This window comes from Streptomyces sp. NPDC026062 (assembly GCF_055568375.1).
This window is the reverse complement of sequence record NZ_JBVHOQ010000009.1, coordinates 1-20560: the sequence shown is the minus strand read 5'-3', so window position 1 is coordinate 20560 and position 20560 is coordinate 1. Positions and strand designations below refer to the sequence as shown.

Below are 20560 nucleotides of genomic sequence, written 5' to 3'. Positions count from 1 at the left end.
GAGGGACGGGCCGGCGGGACCCGGGTGTCCGGGCCCCGCCGCCGATCGCTCTCGTCCCGTCCGCGGGAACTGCCCGCGGCCCATGGAACTACTCGCGCTCGTCCGCGGTGGTGCGACGGCGCCGGGAGAGGAGGAATCCGCCACCTGCGAGGACCACCACGGCCACGACGATGCCGATGACGATCCCCGTCGAACTCGAACCGGAGTCGCTGCCACTGTCACCGTCGCCCGCCGGAACGGCCGACCACCAGCTCCAGTACCCGTCCTGGCCGTAGATGTTGCCGGCCGCCTCGGGCATGGTCGTGATCGACTTGATCTGGTCGGTGCGGTAGGCCTCGACCGCGTTCGGGTACGCGATGACGCTCATGTACCCGGAGTCGTACAGCCACGACTGCATCTGCCCGACGAGGTCCGCGCGCTTGGCGGGGTCGTACTCGGCGAGCTGCTTCTTGTAGAGCCCGTCGTACGTCTTGTCGCAGATGAAGTTGTCCGTGGCGGCGCTCGCCTTGGCCTTGACCGGCAGGGCGGCACAGGTGTGGATACCGAGGACGAAGTCCGGGTCCGGGTTGACGGACCAGCCGTCGAAGGCGAGGTCGTACTCACCGGCGTACCAGGGCACGGAGACGTCGTCGAGGCAGTCGACCTTGAGGCCGACGCCGAGCTTGCCCCACCACTCCTTGAGGTACTTGCCGATGGCCTTGTCGTTCGGGTCCGTCGCGTGGCACAGGATGCGCAGGTCGAGAGCCTTGCCGTCCTTGCCGACGCGCTTGCCGTCCTTGAGCTCGTAACCCGCCTGGTCCAGCAGCTGTCCGGCCTTGGCGGGATCGTAGGCGAGGCTCTGGCTCGCCGACGGCTCCCAGTTGTACGCCGAGAAGCGCGGCGGGATGTATCCCTTGCCTTCGACGGCGTGGCCCTGGAAGACCTTGTCGATGATCGTCTTGCGGTCGATCGACAGGAACAGCGCCTGGCGGACCTTCTGGTCGAGCAGCGCCTTGTTGCCGTTGCCGAACTTCTTGCCGTCCTTGGTCTGCGCGCCCGGGTTGGTGGCCAGCGCGAAGAAGCGGCGGCCGGGACCCTCGTTGACCTTGATGTTCGCCTCACCCTTGAGCGAGGCGGCCTGGGCGGGCGTCAGCGCGGGCGAACCGGCGACGAAGGAGACCTCGCCCTTGCGGAGTGCGGCGACGGCGGCGTCCTGGTCCTTGTACGTCTTGAAGACCAGCTCGTCGAACTTGGGCTTGCCGCGCCAGAAGTCCTTGTTCGCCTTGAGCTTCACGTACTGGTCGACCTTGTAGTCGCTCAGGACGAACGGCCCGTTGCCCACGATCGGGAAATTGGTGTCGTTGTTGAACTTCGAGAAGTCCCCGACCTTCTCCCAGACGTGCTTGGGGACGATCGGCACATCGAGCGCGGCCATCGTGGCCTGCGGTTCCTTGAGCTCGATGACCAGCTTTGTCGGGCTGGGAGCGGTCACCTTCTTGAAGTTGGCGACGAAGCTGCCGTTCGCCTGGGCGGCGGCCTCGTCCGTCATCATCTTGTTGAACGTCCAGGCCGCGTCCTCGGCCGTGGCCTGCCGGCCGTCCGACCACGTGGAATTGGACCGAATGGTGTACGTCCACGTCAGCTTGTCGGCCGACGGCTCCCACTTGGTGGCGAGACCCGGGACGGCGTGATTGTCCTTCGGGTCGTAGTTCGTCAGGAAGTCGTACATCAGCCGGGAGACGCTCGTGCTCAGCAGCTTCTGGGCGAGGAACGGGCTCAGGGAGTCGACGCTCTGCGCGACCGCGACAGTCAGCGTCTTGTCGCCGCTGTCGGCTGCCCGGGCCTGCTGGGGCTCGGGCCCGAAGGGCACACCCGGCACGACGGACCCGGCTGCGAGAGCAAGGGAGGCGGTGCCGGAGGCCAGGAGGATACGCAGACGTGAGCGTGGCTGGGCTGAGGGTGGTGGAACTCTTTCGACCATGGTCAGGGACCTCGCGTCATGACTCGCACGGAGAAGGCGGGTTGATCTGTGGTTCGCCAGCTGGTGAAGCGAAGGTTTATCAGCGGTGGTCGAGCCGCGTCAACGGTCATCGAAACGGCGTGTGGTCTGCGGGAATGCAATGAGGGTCCACATCGTGGAAACGATGTGGACCCTCATTGGTTCAGACCTCTGACGCCTTACTGCTGAGGCGCTGGCGGCGGCTGCTGCGCCTGCTGCTGCCACCCCGCGGGCGGGACCGGACCCTGGAGTTCGGGATGGGCCGGCTGTCCCGGCTGACCTGGCTGTCCGCCGTACTGGGGCTGGGGCGGCGGACCCGCCTGCCCGGCCGACGGCTGCGCCTGGGAGGGCGGCTGCTGCTGCCAGTTCTGCCCGGCGCCGGGTGCGGGCTGCGGGGGATAGGGCTGCTGCGGCTGGCCGCCGTAGGGCTGCTGCGGGTACGGCTGACCGGGCTGCTGGGGTGCGTACGGCTGCTGCTGTCCGGGTGCGGGCTGGCCCGGCAGCTGCTGACCGGGCATCGGCGGGGCGTACTGCGGCGGCGGGTTGCCGCCGTTCGCCGTCCACAGCCCCTGCTGCTGCTGGGCGCGGGCGAAGTCCTCGGCCACCAGGGCGGAGAGGTGGAAGTACGCGTCCCGGGTCTTCGGACGCATCATGTCGAGGTCGACCTCGGCACCGGCCGCCAGGTGTTCGTCGAACGGTACGACGACCACACCTCGGCAGCGCGTCTCGAAGTGCTGGACGATGTCATCGACCTTGATCATCTTGCCGGTCTCGCGGACCCCGGAGATGACGGTGAGGGACCGCTGGACCAGCTCCGCGTACCCGTGTGCCGACAGCCAGTCCAGCGTGGTGGAGGCACTTGACGCACCGTCGACCGACGGGGTCGAGATGATGATCAACTGGTCGGCGAGATCCAGCACACCCCGCATCGCGCTGTAGAGCAGCCCGGTACCCGAGTCCGTGAGGATGATCGGGTACTGCCTGCCCAGCACCTCGATCGCACGCCGGTAGTCCTCGTCGTTGAACGTGGTCGAGACCGCCGGGTCCACGTCGTTGGCGATGATCTCCAGACCGGAGGGCGCCTGCGAGGTGAACCGCCGGATGTCCATGTACGAGTTGAGGTGCGGGATCGCGTGCACCAGGTCGCGGATGGTCGCCCCGGTCTCGCGGCGCACCCGGCGGCCCAGCGTTCCGGCGTCGGGGTTGGCGTCGATGGCGAGGATCTTGTCCTGCCGCTCGGTGGCCAGGGTGGAGCCGAGCGCCGTGGTCGTCGTGGTCTTGCCCACGCCGCCCTTGAGGCTGATCACCGCGATCCGGTAGCAGGAGAGCACCGGGGTACGGATCAGATCGAGCTTGCGCTGCCGCTCCATCTCCTCCTTCTTGCCACCCAGCTTGAAGCGGGACGCGCCGGACGGGTTCCGGCTGCTCTTCGCCTTCTGCTTGCCCCGGACGAGCCGGTCGGACGAGAGCTCGACGGCCGCCGTGTAACCGAGCGGTGCGCCCGGCACGGAACGCTCGCGCTGGTCGTGGGTGACCGGAGTGGGCCATGCGGCTCCGGCCCGGGGATCGGCGTGCTGTCCCTGCGGCGGGAGTGGGTGCGGCTGCTGCGGATGGGGCTGCTGCTGGGGCAGCTGGTGCGGCTGCGGCTGCTGAGGTTGCTGCTGAGGGTGGATCTGCGCGGGCAGATTCGGCGTGGCCTGAGCCGGCGGCTGGGTGCCCTGCGGGAATCCGTAGCCGCTGCCGCCCTGCGGTGGCTGCCCGGTCTGCGGCAGCGGCTGCTGCGACGGCTGCTGCGGAGCCTGCGGCAACTGAGGGGCCTGAGGGCCCTGATGCGCCGGCGGAAGCGGCGCCGCACCCTGCTGCTGCGGGGCCCACTGGTAGGCCTGCGGTGCCTGAGGCACATGGGGCGCCTGCGGTGTGGGTGCCGGAGGGAGTTGCGCCGGAAGCGCGGCTCCCGGCAGGGCCTGCTGGGGCTGCGGTTGCTGCGGGAAGCCGTATCCGCCCTGCGGCACCGGGGCGGCCTGCTGGGGGAGTTGGGGAGACTGCGGGCTCTGCGGGGCCGCAGGGGCCTGCGGGAATCCATAGCCCCCGGTCCCCGTGTCGGCCGGGCCCGTGGTGTCGGGAGCCTGCGGAGGCCAGTGGGATGCCGGCTGGGGTGCGGCGGGCTGTGATGCCGCCGGCTGGAACGAGGGCGGCAGCGGGGGCAGTCCGCCCGCTCCCGGCGCGGGCGTCCAGGCAGCCGGTGCCGCGTCCTGGGGAGCGCTGCCCGACGGTACGTCGACGGGGGCCGCACCGGTGAGAGCGGCAGGGGGCGCGGTGGTGGAGGGTGCCGAGTCCGAGGGCGCCGTGTCCGCGGGTACGGCGTCGGAGAGCCCGTCGGCCTGCGGGGCGTCGCCCGACTCGTCCTGACGCCCGGCGCCGGCGGCGGCCTCGTGGGCCTCGTCCTCCTCGGCGGAGGACGGTGCGGCGGAGGACGGCTGCGAGGAGGGCTCGAACGTGTCGGGTCCGAACGCGGAGGATTCCGGATCCGCGCCGATCCTGCCGGAGTCGGTCCCCCCGGAGCCGGTCGTCCCGGACTCGTCCTCGCCGGTCTCCGCGGAGTCGTTCCGCATGGCGTCCGAGGCCGCATCGGGACCGGTGCCCGCGGTATCTTCGCCGGCGCCTGCCGCAGGAACGTCGGCTCCCGGGTCAGCCCCCGCGTCGGACCTCGCTTCGGCGTCGGCCTTCGCGGCGGCCTCGCGCTCGGCGAACTCGCGCTTCAGGGCGGCGGACGAGATCCGCACGGTCGCACCGCTCTCGACATCGCCGTCCCCGAAGACCGGTGCACCGCTCACGCCAGACGCATCCGGTGCCGGTGCCGGTGCCGGCGGCGCCGGGGTCCAGTCGGGTTCGAAACCGCTCCCGACAGGCAGTCCGGGCACGGATACCGGGCTGCCACTGGGCGGGGGCGGTGCCAGGTGCGTTCCGGCGCCGCCCGACGAATCGCCCGGCGCGTTCTGCGTGTACCAGGCCGGCGGGGTGTAGTCGATGGTGAACTCACCCGTCATCTCGGCGGGCTCCGCGTCGGACGACTCGTCGACGGGCTTGTTCCAGCTCCCGCGCATCTCGTCCCGATCGCCGTTCACTTTGCCTCCTGGTGTGGTCGAGCACCCTTGTGCCGTGGGGGTGGGGGCGACCGTTCCCTGTAGTGCGTACCGCCCGGCTCTCCCCCTGGGACGCGCGTTGCCTGCCCGCAGGTTCTTCTGCCGCGCCCCGACCCACCCTAATCGTCATTCGGCCCGCCACGGCAGGCCGTACGGCACTGTGACTGTTGTCCCGTACGTCATGTACTGCCCCCAAGTGGACTGAGTGCGGCCGGGAGTGAGGCGCAAAACGGCCAAACATGCACATCTGTGCAGGGAAATGCGAACAATTGGCGCGCGTGGTGGTCGGTCGTCAGTCCGTCCCGCGTGCGCTGCCCAGCAGTTCCGATTCCGCATCGGGCGGATGGATCATCACGAATCGGCGGTCCCGCCGGGCGGACCAGAGGGTGACCCGGTCCGTGAGGGCGTACGGGGTCCGGGTCTCGCCGGACCCCGTACGCATGAGATGCCCGATCCGTTGGGCTTCGTCGGGAGGCAGTCGTCCGATACCGGCCAGGGACGGCTTCCCCAACGGCCCGGACGCCACTGGGCTCGGACGCGGGAGCGGCGTCACCACCGACGTCCAGGGGCCGGCCGCCCCCGCCCGCGCGGTGGCCCTGCGCCGCAGTCCCGTGCCGCCGCGACCGGTGTACGGCCGCGCTGCACGCCCCAACTCATGGCTGAGGGAGAGGAGTTCCCGGTCGGCGCGACCGGTGGGGCGGACGAAGCCGCCGCCCCGCGCCCCTGCGGTCTCCGGGCAGAGTTCCGGGGCCGTCGACCGCCGGAGCGGCACGCGCGAGAGCCAGGGGGAGTGGCCGCACGGGCCGTTCCGCGCACAGTGCCGTGCGGTCCGCGTCGATCCTGAGGGCGGCCGGCAGGTACGTACCGTCGCCGACCGGCCCGCCGGCCATGGACACCGAACGCATGTGTACGCAGCGCCGGTTCGTACCCGGTCAGGGGCGCGATACCCGGTTGCCCGGGCCGCAGAGGTCCCCGGCGGGGAACGGCCCGACCCGGACCGCGACACCCGTGAACCGACAGGCATAGTAGGGAGCCGGTCCTGCATCGGGGGGTCCGGTACGGGACGCCGGCCGAGGCCGTTCCCGGTGCCGCGCCGTCGGACACGGGGAGACGGACGGACTCATGGCATCGCGGCGCGACGACCTGAACGCCTACACCTTCGCGAAGCGACGTGTGGTGGCGGCTCTCCTCCGGCCTTCGCTCACCGGCTCCGACGACGGCGCCCCGCGTCCGCTGCGCGCCGTCCTGCCGGGCCTCGTCGCCGGCGCCCTGATCCTCGCGGGGGCCGGCGCCTACGGCATGTTCAGGCCGGCCGACCCCAAGGGCTGGGACATCCCCGGCACCAAGCTGATCGTCGGCAAGACGTCCACCACGCGCTACGTGGTGCTCACCACCGGCAAGGGCGAGAGCCGAAGGACGCTCCTGCACCCCGTGCTGAACCTCGCCTCCGCCCGGCTGCTGCTGACCCCGCAGAAGTACGGCGTCGTCCGGGGCGCCGATGACATCCTCGATGCAGTCGGGCCTCCGCGCGGGCCCGTCCTCGGAATCCCGTACGCCCCCGACCGGCTGCCCGACGAGGAGGACGCGGGCTCCGCCAAGCGCTGGGCGGTCTGCGTGCAGCCGGGCGGCGGGGACACCGTACAGAAGGCGGCCTTCGTCCTCGCCGCACGCGACAACGGACTGACCGAAGGCGCCGGCCGGCTCACCGACGGCCAGATCCTCTACGTCAAGGGACAGGACGGCACCCGCTACCTCGTCGACGCCCGAGGCACCAAGTACCGCATCGACGAGACCGAAGCCGATCTCGGCCGTCTGACCGACGCCCTGGTCGGCAGCGCACAGCCGCAGCCGGTCACCGACGACTGGCTGGCCACGCTGCGCGACGGCAGCCCGGTGGCCTTCCCGCGGATCCCCGGCGACATCGGCGCCCCGGCGCACATCGAGGGACAGCTGTCCGCTGAGGAGAACCGCGTCGGCACGGTGCTGCGCACCGGGAACGGAGAAGGCGCCGCCCACTACGTCGTCCTGGACGGCGAGGTCCGCCCGGTCTCCGAGTTCACCGCCCGGCTGCTCACCGGCTCCCCGCAGACCGCGCCCCTCGACCTGGGCGGTGAGGCGCGCCCCGCCGGCCTCCAGGACTTCGTCCCCGGCCCGGAGCCCTTCGCCGGCCAGGCCGCGCACTGGCCGGAGCGCCGAGCCGTCCGCGTCAACGCCACGGACGCGGGCGTCTCCGGCCGTGACACCGTCTGCAACGTGCTGCGCCGCACGGACGGTACGGGCCGGACGACGCTGAGCACCTGGGCGGGCGCCGCGTTCCCCGCCCCCGTCGGCGCCGGCGGCACGAGTACCTATGTGACCCCGGGCAGCGGGCTGCTCTACACCCCGGTGAGGGAAGGGCGGACCGGCCCGGACGGAACACTCTTCCTGGTGACCGACACCGGACTGCGGTACGCGGTTCAGGCAAACGGCGCCACCGCCACCGACACCAAAAGGCCCGGCACCGCCACAGGAACCGGCGCCGGTGATACGGACGACGGCTCCATCAAGCGGCCCGGCCCCGGCCCCGGCCAGGCACAGATCAGGCTCGGATACGGGAAGGTCACGCCGGTCCCCGTCCCGGTCGCCTGGTCGGAGTTCCTCGCCGAGGGCCCCCGGCTCGACACCGACGGCGCCCGTCGGCCCCAGGGTTCGTGAGCACCCGGGCGGGGCGGCGCGACACCAGTCGCGACACCAGCGCACACACGTGGGGAGAGAGCACGATGCCGTACAGGAGAAGGGTCCTGCTGGCGGCGTACGCTGCCGCGCTGAGCGCCCTTGCGGGGCCACAGGTCCCGTACGCCGTGCCGGACCCGGGCGGTCTGCGCATTGACGGCGGCGGTGTGTGCGACTTCCCGATGAAGGACCAGTTCGAGGGACGCCCGTGGCCGCTCCAGCGGGTGCTCCTCGACGAACTGTGGCGGGACACCCGGGGCAAGGGGATCCGCGTCGCGGTCATCGACACCGGGGTCGACGACACCAATCCCCAGCTCAGGGACGCCGTTGACGCCTCAGCGGGCGTCGACTACACCAACGGCGGCGGGAGTGACGGGACAGTGGACCTGGTCGGTCACGGCACCAAGGTCGCCGGCATCATCGCAGCCCGCCCCCGCAGCGGCACCGGCTTCGTCGGCCTGGCCCCCGAAGCCACCGTCATCCCGATCCGGCAGAACGACGGGCGGCACAACGGCAAGGACAGCGCCATGGCCGCCGCGATCGACCACGCGATCGCCCAGGGTGCCCAGGTCATCAACATCTCCCAGGACACCACCCGGCCGCTGGCCGACGACTCACTGCTGGGGCGGGCGGTGGCGCGGGCGATCGCCGAGGACGTGGTGGTCGTCGCCGCCGCGGGCAACGACGGCGCCGACGGCATCCGCAGAAGCACCTACCCCGCCGCCTTCGACGGTGTCCTCGCCGTGGCCGCGTCCGACCGCGACAACGAACGCGCGCCCTTCTCCCAGGCAGGGGATTTCGTGGGGGTCGCCGCCCCCGGTGTCGACATCGTCTCCACCGTCCCGGGCAACGGCCAGTGCATCGACAACGGCACCAGCTTCGCCGCTCCGTACGTCACCGGCGTCGTCGCTCTGATGCGCGCCAGGTACCCGGACTGGACGGGGGCACAGATCATCGCCCGTATCGAACAGACGGCAGAGCGCTCCGTCAGCGGGCGTGACGCCTCCATCGGATGGGGCGTGGTCGATCCGGTCCGCGCGCTGTCCGGTGACGACCCCCCGCAGGACGCCCCCCACCCGGACGCACCGCCCGCCCGGGCCCAGGCTCCCGAGCCCGCGCAGCCGGTTATGGCCGAGACCTCGCGGCCACGCGACAAGCGGTACGCGGCCTACGCGCTGGCCGCGGCGGCCGTGCTGGTCGCCGTGGTGGCCGGCACCGCGACCGTGGCGCGCGACCTCCGCCGACGCCGGGCACCGCGCCGTCGGTGATCCGGCGCTTGCGGGCGGGTGCGGACAGGAAGGGCGCGCCCGTCGGAACGCGCCCCCGAGGTTCGCCGCCCGCCCCTACGCCAGGTCGAACTCGCCGTCCCGGGCGCCCAGCACGAACGCCCGCCACTCGGCCTCCGTGTACCGCAGCACGGTGTCCGGATCCAGCGAGGACCTCATCGCCACGGCCCCGCCCGGCAGATGCGCGATCTCCACACGCTCCTCCGCCTCCTCGGTGCCGGGCGCACTCAGCCATTCCACCCCCGAGATGTCGAGTGCGTACAGCTCGTCCTTCTCCGCCTGTGTGCCCATGGTCAGCGTTCCTCTCCGTACGTGGCTCTGCACGGCACCGTACAGGCACCGCAGGGCCCCCATGTCCTGTCCGCGATTCCCCGGCGAACGGCGCCGTTCTGTGCTTCCGGGACGTCGTCCGCGTTCCCCGCAGCCCGTCCCGGGACCGCTCGGGGAGCCGTCCGGTCCGCACCGGCGGACTGCCGTGTCACGGGGTGGCGGAGAGCGCGCTCCCGCTCTCCCCGCTCCGTCCGGCGGCTCTCGACGTCTTCGCCGGGGCCGGGGCCGTCGCTGACGGGCCGAGGCCGGTCGGGGGCCGCTCCGGACGGCTGGTAGTCTGGCTGTGGCCGTTTGTGTACGCGTTCCCGGTTGACTCTGGGGGCTGCGCTCATCGGACCTTCGCTCCCGAGTCACTCAAGCTCCCCTGAGATCAAGACCAGGGGCACTCGTGGGCGCATCGAACACCAAGAGGAGTACCGCGTGCCGCTCGACGCCGCTACGAAGAAGCAGATCATGACCGAGTTCGCGCAGAAGGAGGGCGACACCGGTTCCCCCGAGGTCCAGGTCGCCATGCTTTCGCGCCGTATCTCGGACCTGACGGAGCACCTCAAGACGCACAAGCACGACCACCACTCCCGTCGTGGTCTGCTGATCCTGGTCGGCCAGCGTCGCCGCCTCCTGCAGTACCTGGCCAAGAAGGACATCCAGCGCTTCCGTGCGCTCGTCGACCGCCTCGGCATCCGCCGTGGCGCGGCCGGCGGCGCCAAGTAAGGACGCTGTGAAAGGGAGCGGTTCCCACTTCTAGGGGGCCGCTCCCTTTGCCGTACGTGCGGTACTGGCGTCAAGCTCAGTAACCTGGACGTACAACACCAGACGAGGAGAGGCGCCCCGCAGCCGCCGCCGGTCCTCGGTAGTGGCCCCCGGGACAACGCCCGGGAGCTTCGATCGAAGACCGGCCCCGCACACAAGGTGCGCCTCTCCGCACCGTCCTCCGCCACACGGGCGTCAGGACGAAAGACGACGAGTATGGAGAAATCACTAGTGGAGAACGAGACCCACTACGCCGAGGCCGTTATCGACAACGGAACCTTCGGCACCCGCACCATCCGCTTCGAGACGGGCCGCCTGGCCAAGCAGGCCGCAGGCTCCGCCGTCGCGTACCTGGACGACGACACCATGGTGCTGTCGGCCACCACCGCTTCCAAGCGGCCCAAGGACCAGCTCGACTTCTTCCCCCTCACGGTGGACGTCGAGGAGCGGCAGTACGCCGCAGGCAAGATCCCCGGCTCCTTCTTCCGCCGGGAGGGCCGCCCCTCCGAGGACGCGATCCTCACCTGCCGTCTGATCGACCGCCCGCTGCGCCCCTCCTTCAAGAAGGGCCTGCGCAACGAGATCCAGATCGTCGAGACGATCATGGCGCTCAACCCCGACCACCTGTACGACGTGGTCGCGATCAACGCCGCCTCCGCCTCCACGATCCTGGCGGGCCTGCCCTTCTCCGGCCCGATCGGCGCCACCCGCGTCGCCCTGATCAAGGGCCAGTGGGTCGCCTTCCCGACGCACACCGAGCTCGAGGACGCCGTCTTCGACATGGTCGTCGCGGGCCGTGTCCTGGAGGACGGCGACGTCGCGATCATGATGGTCGAGGCCGAGGCCACCGAGAAGACCATCCAGCTCGTCAAGGACGGCGCCGAGGCCCCGACCGAAGAGGTCGTCGCCGCTGGTCTGGAAGCCGCGAAGCCCTTCATCAAGGTGCTCTGCAAGGCCCAGTCCGACCTCGCCGCCAAGGCCGCCAAGCCCACCGGTGAGTTCCCGGTCTTCCTCGACTACCAGGACGACGTCCTGGAGGCCCTCACCAAGGCCGTCAGCACCGAGCTCGCCAAGGCGCTCACCATCGCCGGCAAGCAGGAGCGCGAGGCCGAGCTGGACCGCATCAAGGAGATCGCGGGCGAGAAGCTCCTCCCGGCCTTCGAGGGCCGCGAGAAGGAGATCTCCGGTGCCTACCGCGCGCTGACCAAGAAGCTGGTCCGCGAGCGCGTCATCAAGGACAAGGTCCGCATCGACGGCCGCGGCGTGACGGACATCCGTACGCTCGCCGCCGAGGTCGAGGCCATCCCGCGCGTGCACGGCTCGGCGCTGTTCGAGCGTGGCGAGACCCAGATCCTGGGCGTCACCACCCTGAACATGCTCCGCATGGAGCAGCAGCTGGACACCCTTTCCCCGGTGACCCGCAAGCGCTACATGCACAACTACAACTTCCCGCCGTACTCCGTCGGTGAGACCGGCCGCGTGGGCTCGCCCAAGCGCCGCGAGATCGGCCACGGCGCGCTCGCCGAGCGCGCGATCGTGCCGGTGCTGCCGTCGCGCGAGGAGTTCCCCTACGCGATCCGCCAGGTCTCCGAGGCGCTGGGCTCCAACGGCTCGACGTCCATGGGCTCGGTCTGCGCCTCCACCATGTCCCTGCTGAACGCCGGTGTGCCCCTCAAGGCCGCCGTCGCCGGTATCGCCATGGGCCTGATCTCGCAGGAGATCGACGGCAAGACCCACTACGTCGCCCTCACCGACATCCTCGGTGCCGAGGACGCGTTCGGCGACATGGACTTCAAGGTCGCCGGTACGAAGCAGTTCGTGACCGCGCTCCAGCTCGACACCAAGCTCGACGGCATCCCCGCCTCGGTCCTGGCCGCCGCGCTGAAGCAGGCCCGTGACGCCCGCCTCCACATCCTCGACGTGATGAACGAGGCCATCGACGTCCCGGACGAGATGTCCCCGAACGCCCCGCGGATCATCACCGTCAAGATCCCGGTGGACAAGATCGGTGAGGTCATCGGCCCCAAGGGCAAGATGATCAACCAGATCCAGGAGGACACCGGCGCCGACATCACGATCGAGGACGACGGCACCATCTACATCGGTGCCCAGCAGGGCTCGCAGGCCGAGGCCGCGCGCGCCACGATCAACGCGATCGCCAACCCGACCATGCCGGAGGTCGGCGAGCGCTACCTGGGTACGGTCGTCAAGACCACCACCTTCGGTGCGTTCGTCTCCCTGATGCCCGGCAAGGACGGCCTGCTGCACATCTCGCAGATCCGCAAGCTCGCCGGTGGCAAGCGTGTGGAGAACGTCGAGGACGTGCTCGGCGTCGGTGCCAAGGTCCAGGTCGAGATCGCGGAGATCGACTCCCGCGGCAAGCTCTCGCTCATCCCCGTCATCGAGGGTGAAGAGGACGAGAAGAAGGACGACACCGACAAGTGACGTCCCGTAGTTCCGTGACGACGGCCCGCCCCTCCTCCGGGGGGCGGGCCGTCGCCCGTACCCAAACGCTTCTCAAGGGCAGCAACGGCATCGGCACCGTCCGCCGCACGGTCCTGCCCGGCGGCCTGCGCATCGTCACCGAGACGCTGCCCTCCGTACGCTCCGCCACCTTCGGTATCTGGGCCAACGTCGGATCACGCGACGAGACCCCGACGCTGAACGGCGCGACGCACTACCTCGAACACCTCCTCTTCAAGGGCACCGCCAAGCGCAGCGCCCTCGACATCTCCGCCGCGATCGACGCGGTCGGCGGCGAGATGAACGCCTTCACGGCCAAGGAGTACACCTGCTACTACGCGCGGGTCCTCGACACGGACCTGCCGCTGGCCATCGATGTCGTCTGCGACATGCTGACCGGCTCACTGATCACCTCCGAGGACGTCGACGCCGAGCGCGGCGTCATCCTTGAGGAGATCGCGATGACGGAGGACGACCCGGGCGACTGTGTGCACGACCTGTTCGCGCACACCATGCTCGGCGACACCCCGCTCGGCCGCCCGGTCCTCGGCACCGTCGACACGATCAACGCCCTGAACCGCGGCCAGATCGCCCGCTTCTACAAGAAGCACTACGACCCCACGCACCTGGTCGTCGCAGCGGCCGGCAACGTCGACCACGCCACGGTCGTACGCCAGGTCCGCAAGGCGTTCGAGCGCGCCGGCGCACTCTCCCGCACCGACGCCGTCCCCACGCCGCCGCGCGAGGGTGCCCGCACGCTGCGCACCGCGGGCCGGGTCGAACTGCAGAACCGCAGGACCGAGCAGGCCCATGTGGTCCTCGGCGTGCCGGGACTGGCCCGCACCGACGAGCGCCGCTGGGCACTCGGCGTACTCAACACCGCCCTCGGCGGCGGCATGAGCTCCCGCCTCTTCCAGGAGGTACGGGAGAAGCGCGGCCTTGCGTACAGCGTCTACTCGTACACCTCGGGCTTCGCGGACTGCGGACTCTTCGGCGTGTACGCGGGCTGCCGGCCCAGCCAGGTCCACGACGTCCTCAAGATCTGCCGCGACGAGCTCGACCGCGTCGCGACGGACGGACTCGACGACGAGGAGATCAGCCGCGCGATCGGCCAGCTCTCCGGCTCCACCGTCCTCGGCCTGGAGGACACCGGCGCCCTGATGAACCGGATCGGCAAGAGCGAGCTGTGCTGGGGCGAGCAGATGTCGGTCGACGACATGCTGGCCCGCATCGCGCAGGTGACCCCGGACGACGTCCGCGCGGTGGCGGGCGAGGTCCTCGGACACCGCCCCTCGCTCTCCGTCATCGGCCCGCTCAAGGACAAGCAGGCCGACCGCCTCGACGAAGCGGTCTCCTAAATCCCTTTGTAAGGAAGCAGAGCAATGAGCAAGCTGCGCGTAGCCGTTCTCGGCGCCGGGGGCCGTATCGGCTCCGAGGCGGTACGGGCGGTCGAGGCCGCCGACGACCTGGAACTGGTGGCCGCGCTCGGCCGCGGCGACAGGCTGGAGACCCTCACGGACTCCGGTACCCAGGTCGTGGTCGAGCTCACCACCCCCACGTCGGTGATGGACAACCTCGACTTCTGCGTCCGGCACGGCATCCACGCCGTGGTCGGCACGACCGGCTGGAACGACGAACGGCTCGCGCGGCTCAACACCTGGCTCTCCGACTCACCGGCGACCGGTGTGCTCATCGCGCCGAACTTCTCGATCGGCGCGGTCCTCACGATGAAGTTCGCCCAGCAGGCCGCCCGCTACTTCGAGTCGGTCGAGGTCATCGAGCTCCACCACCCCAACAAGGCCGACGCCCCCTCCGGCACCGCCGCCCGCACCGCCCAGCTGATCGCCCAGGCCCGCCGTGAGGCGGGGCTCGCGCCCCAGCCGGACGCCACCGCGACGGCACTGGCCGGGGCACGAGGCGCCGACGTGGACGGCATCCCGGTCCACTCGGTACGGCTCCGAGGCCTCCTGGCCCACCAGGAGGTCCTGCTCGGGGGCGAGGGCGAGACCCTCACCATCCGGCACGACTCCCTGCACCACAGCAGCTTCATGCCGGGCATCCTGCTCGGCACGCGCCGCGTGGTGACCACTCCGGGCCTCACCTTCGGCCTGGAAAACTTCCTCGACCTGAACTGACTGAGCCCACCGCCATGCGCGCAAAGATCACTTACGCCGTCACCGCTGCCGTCCTGGTCTTCTACTTCGTCCTGGTCGGTAGCCGAGGTGTCCTGCTCATCAAGCACGGCACGCTGCTCACGGTGACCTTCGGGGTCGCCGTGCTGATCCTTCCGGTGATCGGCATCTGGTTCCTCTGGAAGAACACCCAGTTCGTCCGGAGGGCCAACGCCCTGGCCGCCGAACTCGACGCCGAGGGCGGACTGCCCGTCGACGATCTGGTCCGCACCCCGAGTGGGCGCATCGACCGGGAATCGGCCGACGCGGTCTTCGCCCGCCGCAGGGAGGAGACGGAGGACACGCCGGACGACTGGCGCTGCTGGTTCCGCCTCGCTGTCGCCTACCAGGACGCCCGGGACACACCCAGGGCCAGGAAGGCCATGCAGCGGGCCATCGCCCTTCACCGAGGCCGCACACCGGCCGCACCGGCCCCCTCCGGCAACTAGGGGCTGCCGTTGGCCCCGGGATCCCTCCCGGGGCAGAACAAGACCGTCCGGCGTTCTTTCCGAACGCCGGACGGTCTTGTTCTGCCCCGGTCCGCCAGGCCGGGCGGACCGGCGTTCAGCGCTGCCGGTACTCGTCCCCCCATGCCTCGATCGTGTCCGCGGCCCTGTCGAACGCCTCGCCGCGCGCCAGGAAGTCCGCGTTGGAGTCCGTGAGCAGCGGCGGCACGGCGTCCCCGCCCTTGCGTACGACGATCAGGGCCTGGCCCTGCACCGTGCGCGGGAAACCGAGCCACTTCACCGGCTGCTGCACCGTACGGACCGCGGTGGCGCGGTTCCACGGCACGGTCGTGGTCCGGAAGAAGGCCACCCGGCGCACACCGTGCCGGCTGACCCAGGCGCCGATCCGCAGCATCCGCAGGGCGCAGATGATGACCGCGAGGGCCAGGGCGAGACAGGCCCCGGCGCCGGGCAGCGCTCCGGCGAAGGCCGTGATCATCCCGGCGAACAGGATGAACGAGGCAAGCAGCAGCAGGCCGGCCGCGGCGGCGACACGCCAGGGTCCGGGGCGGTAGGGGCGCCGCCAGCTGTCGTGGTCGTCGAACGGCAGCGCGACGTCCTCAGCGCTCGCGTCAAATGCGCGGTCGGCCGTCAGAAAGGGCAGGGGCACGACTGATCCTCACTCACAAGCACGCTCGATTGCTGTGCCCGGTGAGGCTACCGAGGAGGCTACCGACCGGGCCACCCCAGGGGGCCCGGTCGGGTCAGTGCGCCTGTGCGCTCTCGGTCTGCTGGTTGTGCAGCGGCGACTGCTCGGGCCCCAGGGCGGGCAGCCCGAGCAGCAGCGATCCGGCGAGCCCGGCGACCACGACGAGACCGATCAGGGTGCGGCCCGCCTTCTCGGAGAGAGAGGCGCGCTCCCGAGGGGGCGGTGTGACATTACTGCGGAATCGGTCGGCCTCGGCCACGAACGAGAACGGGACGGATTCACGCCGGCGGAACATGAGGAAGCTCTCCTTGAACTCTGATTCGGGTGGTGCTACTGAGTCAGACGCTCAGGAAGCCCGTTCGGTGCCCCGAATCACCGAATTGACCGAAGAAATCATCGAACGGGCGGTGCTGCCCTCGTTGTCAGTGGCGGCCCGTAGAGTGGGCGCCGCCCGAGCGACGCCATTGGAAGGACCCCGCCGGTGACCGAGACCCCCGAGCCCGCAAAGCCCAGCTTCCGCAGCGATGTCACCGTTGAACTGGTGAAACACGCCGCCGGTGATGCCGACGTGCTGTTCGCCGCCCGCGTTTCCACGGCCGGTGAGCAGTCCCTCGAAGAGGTCACCAAGGACCCTGAGCGCTCCAAGGGGCTCATCAACTACTTGATGCGGGACCGGCACGGAAGCCCGTTCGAGCACAACTCGATGACCTTCTTCATCAGCGCCCCGATCTTCGTGTTCCGCGAGTTCATGCGGCACCGCGTCGGCTGGTCGTACAACGAGGAATCGGGCCGCTACCGGGAGCTGGAGCCGGTCTTCTACGTCCCGGGGGAGTCCCGCAAGCTCGTCCAGCAGGGCCGTCCCGGCAAGTACGAGTTCGTCGAGGGCACGGAGGCGCAGGCGGAGCTCACGAGCCGCGCCATGGAGGCCTCCTACCGTCAGGCGTACGAGGCCTATCAGGAGATGCTCGCGGCAGGAGTGGCCCGTGAGGTCGCCCGCGCGGTCCTCCCGGTCGGCCTGTTCTCGTCGATGTACGCCACGTGCAACGCCCGCTCGCTGATGCACTTCCTCGGCCTGCGCACCCAGCACGAGCTCGCGAAGGTTCCGTCGTTCCCGCAGCGGGAGATCGAGATGGTCGGCGAGCAGATGGAAGCGCACTGGGCACAGCTCATGCCGCTTACCCATGCAGCCTTCAACAAAAATGGACGGGTTGCCCCGTAGGCAGTGTCCGTATTGCGGCGTTTCGTGAAGTTCATCTAGGCTGATCAAACGGACCCGGCACTGCTTGAACCCCCGAGCAGGCAGTGCCGGGCTCCTCTTGCTTGTCCCCCCGAGGGGACACCGGGCGCCGAGCAACGAGTAGCGTGGTACCCATGGCTCCGATCTCCACTCCGCAGACCCCCTTCGGGCGGGTCCTCACCGCTATGGTCACGCCCTTCACGGCGGACGGCGCACTCGACCTCGACGGTGCCCAGCGGCTCGCTACTCATCTGGTGGACGCAGGCAACGACGGCCTGATCATCAACGGCACCACCGGCGAGTCCCCGACCACCAGCGACGCGGAAAAAGACCAGCTCGTACGGGCTGTGCTGGAGGCGGTCGGAGACCGGGCACACATCGTCGTCGGCATCGGCACCAATGACACCCGTCACAGCGTCGAGCTCGCACGCACCGCGGAGCGCGCCGGCGCGCACGGCCTCCTCGCGGTCACCCCTTACTACAACAAGCCGCCGCAGGAGGGACTCCTCCGCCACTTCACGGCGATCGCGGACTCCACCGGCCTGCCGGTGATGCTCTACGACATCCCCGGCCGCAGCGGTGTACCGATCGACACGGAGACCCTGGTCCGGCTGGCCGAGCACCCGCGCATCGTGGCCAACAAGGACGCCAAGGGTGACCTCGGCCGCGCCAGCTGGGCCATCGCACAGTCCGGCCTGGCCTGGTACTCGGGCGACGACATGCTGAACCTGCCGCTTCTGTCGGTCGGCGCTGTCGGCTTCGTCTCTGTCGTCGGTCATGTCGTCACCCCGGACCTGCGGGCCCTCATCGAGGCCTACCTCGGCGGAGACGTACAGAAGGCCACGGAGATCCACCAGAAGCTGCTGCCCGTGTTCACCGGCATGTTCCGCACGCAGGGCGTGATCACCACCAAGGCCGCACTGACTCTCCAGGGCCTCCCGGCAGGCCCGCTGCGCCTCCCCCTGGTGGAACTCAGCGCACAGGAAACGGCTCAGCTCAAGATCGATCTCGCCGCCGGCGGGGTACAGCTGTAACCACAGACTTCACAACTGAATACGCGAGGAACCTCGCAACAGAGCAACACCAAAGACAACAGCAAGTGCACGAATGACATGCGCGCCACGTGCCCAAGCGGTACGTGGCGTGCGTGGTAAGGAGAGTCTTTTGAGTCATCCGCATCCTGAACTCGGCACCCCGCCGAAGCTCCCGAAGGGCGGCCTGCGGGTCACCCCCCTGGGCGGCCTCGGCGAAATCGGCCGCAACATGACGGTCTTCGAGTACGGCGGCCGCCTGCTCATCGTCGACTGCGGCGTTCTCTTCCCGGAGGAGGAGCAGCCCGGAATCGACCTGATCCTTCCGGACTTCACCACCATCCGCGACCGCCTCGACGACGTCGAGGGCATCGTCCTGACGCACGGACACGAGGACCACATCGGTGGTGTCCCGTATCTGCTGCGTCTGAAGCCGGACATCCCGCTCATCGGCTCCAAGCTGACCCTCGCGCTCATCGAGGCGAAGCTTCAGGAGCACCGCATCCGTCCGTACACCCTTGAGGTCAAGGAGGGGCAGCGCGAGCGCCTCGGAGTCTTCGACTGCGAGTTCATCGCGGTCAACCACTCCATCCCGGACGCTCTCGCGGTCGCCATCCGTACGCCCGCGGGCCTGGCTGTCGCCACCGGTGACTTCAAGATGGACCAGCTGCCGCTGGACGGCCGTCTCACCGATCTGCACGCGTTCGCGAGGCTGAGCGAGGAAGGCATCGACCTTCTGCTCTCCGATTCCACGAACGCGGAGGTCCCTGGCTTCGTCCCGCCCGAGCGGGACATCCAGAACGTTCTGCGGACGGTCTTCGCCAACGCCCAGAAGCGCATCATCGTGGCGAGCTTCGCCAGCCACGTGCACCGCATCCAGCAGATCCTCGACACGGCCCACGAGTACGGCCGCCGGGTCGCCTTCGTCGGCCGCTCGATGGTCCGGAACATGGGGATCGCCCGTGATCTGGGCTACCTGAAGGTTCCCGCCGGCCTGGTCGTCGACGTGAAGACCCTCGACGATCTGCCGGACGACGAGGTCGTGCTGGTCTGTACGGGTTCGCAGGGCGAGCCGATGGCGGCCCTGTCCCGGATGGCCAACCGTGACCACCAGATCCGCATCGTCCAGGGTGACACCGTCATCCTGGCCTCGTCGCTGATCCCGGGCAACGAGAACGCGGTGTACCGCGTGATCAACGGCCTGACCCGCTGGGGGGCCAACGTCGTCCACAAGGGCAACGCCAAGGTCCATGTCTCCGGCCACGCCTCGGCCGGCGAGCTGCTGTACTTCTACAACATCTGCAAGCCGAAGAACCTGATGCCGGTCCACGGAGAGTGGCGTCACCTCAGGGCCAACGCGGAGCTGGGCGCTCTCACCGGTGTCCCGAAGGACCACATCGTCATCGCGGAAGACGGCGTGGTCGTCGACCTGATCGACGGCAAGGCCAAGATCGTCGGCAAGGTCCAGGCCGGCTACGTGTACGTCGACGGGCTCTCGGTCGGCGATGTCACCGAGACCTCGCTCAAGGACCGCCGCATCCTCGGCGACGAGGGGATCATCTCGGTCTTCATCGTGGTCGACAGCTCCTCCGGCAAGATCGTGGGCGGCCCCCACATCCAGGCCCGCGGATCCGGCATCGACGACTCGGCGTTCAGCGCGGTCGTACCGAAGGTCGAAGAGGCGCTCAACAAGTCGGCCCAGGACGGCGTGATGGAGCCGCACCAGCTCCAGCAGCTGGTCCGTCGCACCGTGGGCAAGTGGGTCTCCGACACCTACCGCCGACGCCCGATGATCCTCCCCGTCGTCGTCGAGGTCTGACCTCAGACAGGCGCGAACTCCGGAGCGGGGCGCCCCGATTTGCATCGGGGCGCCCCGCTCCAGTACGTTTACCTCTCCGCCTCACCGGGAAGCACCGCGCACACATGTGCGCAGGAGGCCCCCAGGTAGAACGGAAATTCCGACTCGAAACTTCTGATAAAGTCGGATCCGCCGAAAGGCAAGGCCACTTCAACGGCCACCGGAAATCAAATTCGAACCGGAAACGGTACGGAATGAGTCTGGTAAGGTTGAAACCGCCGGAAAGGGAAGCGCGAAAGCGAAGAACTGGAAAGCGAAAATGCGAGACCCGCTTCGACCGGGAATCGGACACGAAAGAGTCTGATAGAGTCGGAAACGCAAGACCGAAGGGAAGCGCCCGGAGGAAAGCCCCAGAAAATGTTCTGAGGTGAGTACAAAGGAAGCGTCCGTTCCTTGAGAACTCAACAGCGTGCCAAAAGTCAACGCCAGATACGTTGATACCCCGA

General features: G+C 69.6%; 17 protein-coding genes. 10 read left to right on the top strand and 7 right to left on the bottom strand.

Going from position 1 to position 20560, the window contains the following annotated elements:
* Positions 1-88: 88 nt before the first annotated feature.
* From ACZ4LX_RS10300 to ACZ4LX_RS10290, 3 genes are all read right to left on the bottom strand, one after another.
* Entirely contained in the window at positions 89-1960 is a 1872-nt protein-coding gene (locus ACZ4LX_RS10300; RefSeq protein ID WP_467640632.1) for an ABC transporter substrate-binding protein, read from the bottom strand.
* 197 nt (positions 1961-2157) lie between these two features.
* Positions 2158-5103 carry an SCO5717 family growth-regulating ATPase gene (locus ACZ4LX_RS10295; RefSeq protein ID WP_467640629.1) on the bottom strand — a complete coding sequence of 982 codons (2946 nt, stop codon included), beginning with the start codon at positions 5101-5103 and terminating at the stop codon, positions 2158-2160.
* 310 nt (positions 5104-5413) lie between these two features.
* On the bottom strand, positions 5414-5563 hold the full coding sequence (locus tag ACZ4LX_RS10290; protein WP_467640626.1) for a hypothetical protein: 150 nt from the start codon (positions 5561-5563) through the stop codon (positions 5414-5416).
* A 680-nt stretch (positions 5564-6243) separates the two neighbouring features.
* Between ACZ4LX_RS10290 and eccB the strand changes: the two genes are divergently transcribed.
* Together eccB and mycP are read left to right on the top strand one after the other, a co-directional pair.
* Positions 6244-7815: a type VII secretion protein EccB gene (eccB, locus tag ACZ4LX_RS10285; protein ID WP_467640623.1), complete on the top strand. Its 1572-nt coding sequence runs from the start codon at positions 6244-6246 to the stop codon at positions 7813-7815.
* 65 nt (positions 7816-7880) lie between these two features.
* Positions 7881-9101: a type VII secretion-associated serine protease mycosin gene (gene mycP / locus ACZ4LX_RS10280; RefSeq protein WP_467640620.1), complete on the top strand. Its 1221-nt coding sequence runs from the start codon at positions 7881-7883 to the stop codon at positions 9099-9101.
* Between the two features lie 75 nt (positions 9102-9176).
* On the opposite strand, the gene ACZ4LX_RS10275 is transcribed toward mycP, so the two are convergent.
* A complete protein-coding gene (locus tag ACZ4LX_RS10275) occupies positions 9177-9410 on the bottom strand; it encodes a DUF397 domain-containing protein (RefSeq protein WP_467640617.1) in 234 nt (77 codons plus the stop codon).
* A gap of 459 nt (positions 9411-9869) precedes the next feature.
* On the opposite strand from ACZ4LX_RS10275, the gene rpsO reads away from it, so the two are divergent.
* The 5 genes from rpsO to ACZ4LX_RS10250 all read left to right on the top strand — a co-directional run bounded on the left by rpsO (position 9870) and on the right by ACZ4LX_RS10250 (position 15282).
* Positions 9870-10160: a 30S ribosomal protein S15 gene (gene rpsO / locus ACZ4LX_RS10270; protein ID WP_018551846.1), complete on the top strand. Its 291-nt coding sequence runs from the start codon at positions 9870-9872 to the stop codon at positions 10158-10160.
* Positions 10161-10430: 270 nt separating this feature from the next.
* Positions 10431-12644 carry a polyribonucleotide nucleotidyltransferase gene (locus tag ACZ4LX_RS10265; protein WP_467641130.1) on the top strand — a complete coding sequence of 738 codons (2214 nt, stop codon included), beginning with the start codon at positions 10431-10433 and terminating at the stop codon, positions 12642-12644.
* A complete protein-coding gene (locus tag ACZ4LX_RS10260; protein ID WP_467640613.1) occupies positions 12641-14020 on the top strand; it encodes a M16 family metallopeptidase in 1380 nt (459 codons plus the stop codon). Before ACZ4LX_RS10265 ends, ACZ4LX_RS10260 begins: the two co-directional genes overlap by 4 nt.
* A gap of 24 nt (positions 14021-14044) precedes the next feature.
* On the top strand, positions 14045-14797 hold the full coding sequence (dapB, locus tag ACZ4LX_RS10255; protein WP_467640610.1) for a 4-hydroxy-tetrahydrodipicolinate reductase: 753 nt from the start codon (positions 14045-14047) through the stop codon (positions 14795-14797).
* A 14-nt stretch (positions 14798-14811) separates the two neighbouring features.
* Positions 14812-15282 (top strand): hypothetical protein, encoded by a 471-nt coding sequence (locus tag ACZ4LX_RS10250; RefSeq protein WP_467640607.1) that lies wholly within the window; start codon positions 14812-14814, stop codon positions 15280-15282.
* A 115-nt stretch (positions 15283-15397) separates the two neighbouring features.
* Here ACZ4LX_RS10250 and ACZ4LX_RS10245 read toward each other — a convergent pair whose 3' ends face one another.
* Complete coding sequence (locus ACZ4LX_RS10245) at positions 15398-15949, bottom strand: hypothetical protein (protein ID WP_467640603.1); 552 nt, start codon at positions 15947-15949, stop codon at positions 15398-15400.
* A gap of 94 nt (positions 15950-16043) precedes the next feature.
* Complete coding sequence (locus ACZ4LX_RS10240; RefSeq protein ID WP_467640601.1) at positions 16044-16283, bottom strand: hypothetical protein; 240 nt, start codon at positions 16281-16283, stop codon at positions 16044-16046.
* A gap of 186 nt (positions 16284-16469) precedes the next feature.
* Here ACZ4LX_RS10240 and thyX point away from each other — a divergent pair, with 186 nt between their 5' ends.
* The 3 genes from thyX (at position 16470) to ACZ4LX_RS10225 (ending at position 20075) form a co-directional block, all read left to right on the top strand.
* Entirely contained in the window at positions 16470-17207 is a 738-nt protein-coding gene (thyX, locus tag ACZ4LX_RS10235; RefSeq protein ID WP_467640598.1) for an FAD-dependent thymidylate synthase, read from the top strand.
* Positions 17208-17359: 152 nt separating this feature from the next.
* Positions 17360-18259, top strand: coding sequence for a 4-hydroxy-tetrahydrodipicolinate synthase (gene dapA, locus ACZ4LX_RS10230; protein ID WP_467640595.1), 900 nt, complete (start codon positions 17360-17362; stop codon positions 18257-18259).
* Positions 18260-18389: 130 nt separating this feature from the next.
* Positions 18390-20075 carry a ribonuclease J gene (locus ACZ4LX_RS10225; RefSeq protein ID WP_467640592.1) on the top strand — a complete coding sequence of 562 codons (1686 nt, stop codon included), beginning with the start codon at positions 18390-18392 and terminating at the stop codon, positions 20073-20075.
* Between the two features lie 189 nt (positions 20076-20264).
* On the opposite strand, the gene ACZ4LX_RS10220 is transcribed toward ACZ4LX_RS10225, so the two are convergent.
* Positions 20265-20560: hypothetical protein (locus tag ACZ4LX_RS10220; protein ID WP_467640590.1), on the bottom strand; the 296-nt coding region annotated here is incomplete at its 5' end.

Bases quoted from the DNA above. Each gene is read 5' to 3' on its own strand.
- ACZ4LX_RS10275 (WP_467640617.1), bottom strand. From the start codon at position 9,410: ATGGGCACACAGGCGGAGAAGGACGAGCTGTACGCACTCGACATCTCG.
- ACZ4LX_RS10300 (WP_467640632.1), bottom strand. From the start codon at position 1,960: ATGGTCGAAAGAGTTCCACCACCCTCAGCCCAGCCACGCTCACGTCTG.
- dapB (WP_467640610.1), top strand. From the start codon at position 14,045: ATGAGCAAGCTGCGCGTAGCCGTTCTCGGCGCCGGGGGCCGTATCGGC.
- dapA (WP_467640595.1), top strand. From the start codon at position 17,360: ATGGCTCCGATCTCCACTCCGCAGACCCCCTTCGGGCGGGTCCTCACC.
- ACZ4LX_RS10240 (WP_467640601.1), bottom strand. From the start codon at position 16,283: ATGTTCCGCCGGCGTGAATCCGTCCCGTTCTCGTTCGTGGCCGAGGCC.
- ACZ4LX_RS10290 (WP_467640626.1), bottom strand. From the start codon at position 5,563: ATGCGTACGGGGTCCGGCGAGACCCGGACCCCGTACGCCCTCACGGAC.
- mycP (WP_467640620.1), top strand. From the start codon at position 7,881: ATGCCGTACAGGAGAAGGGTCCTGCTGGCGGCGTACGCTGCCGCGCTG.
- ACZ4LX_RS10250 (WP_467640607.1), top strand. From the start codon at position 14,812: ATGCGCGCAAAGATCACTTACGCCGTCACCGCTGCCGTCCTGGTCTTC.
- eccB (WP_467640623.1), top strand. From the start codon at position 6,244: ATGGCATCGCGGCGCGACGACCTGAACGCCTACACCTTCGCGAAGCGA.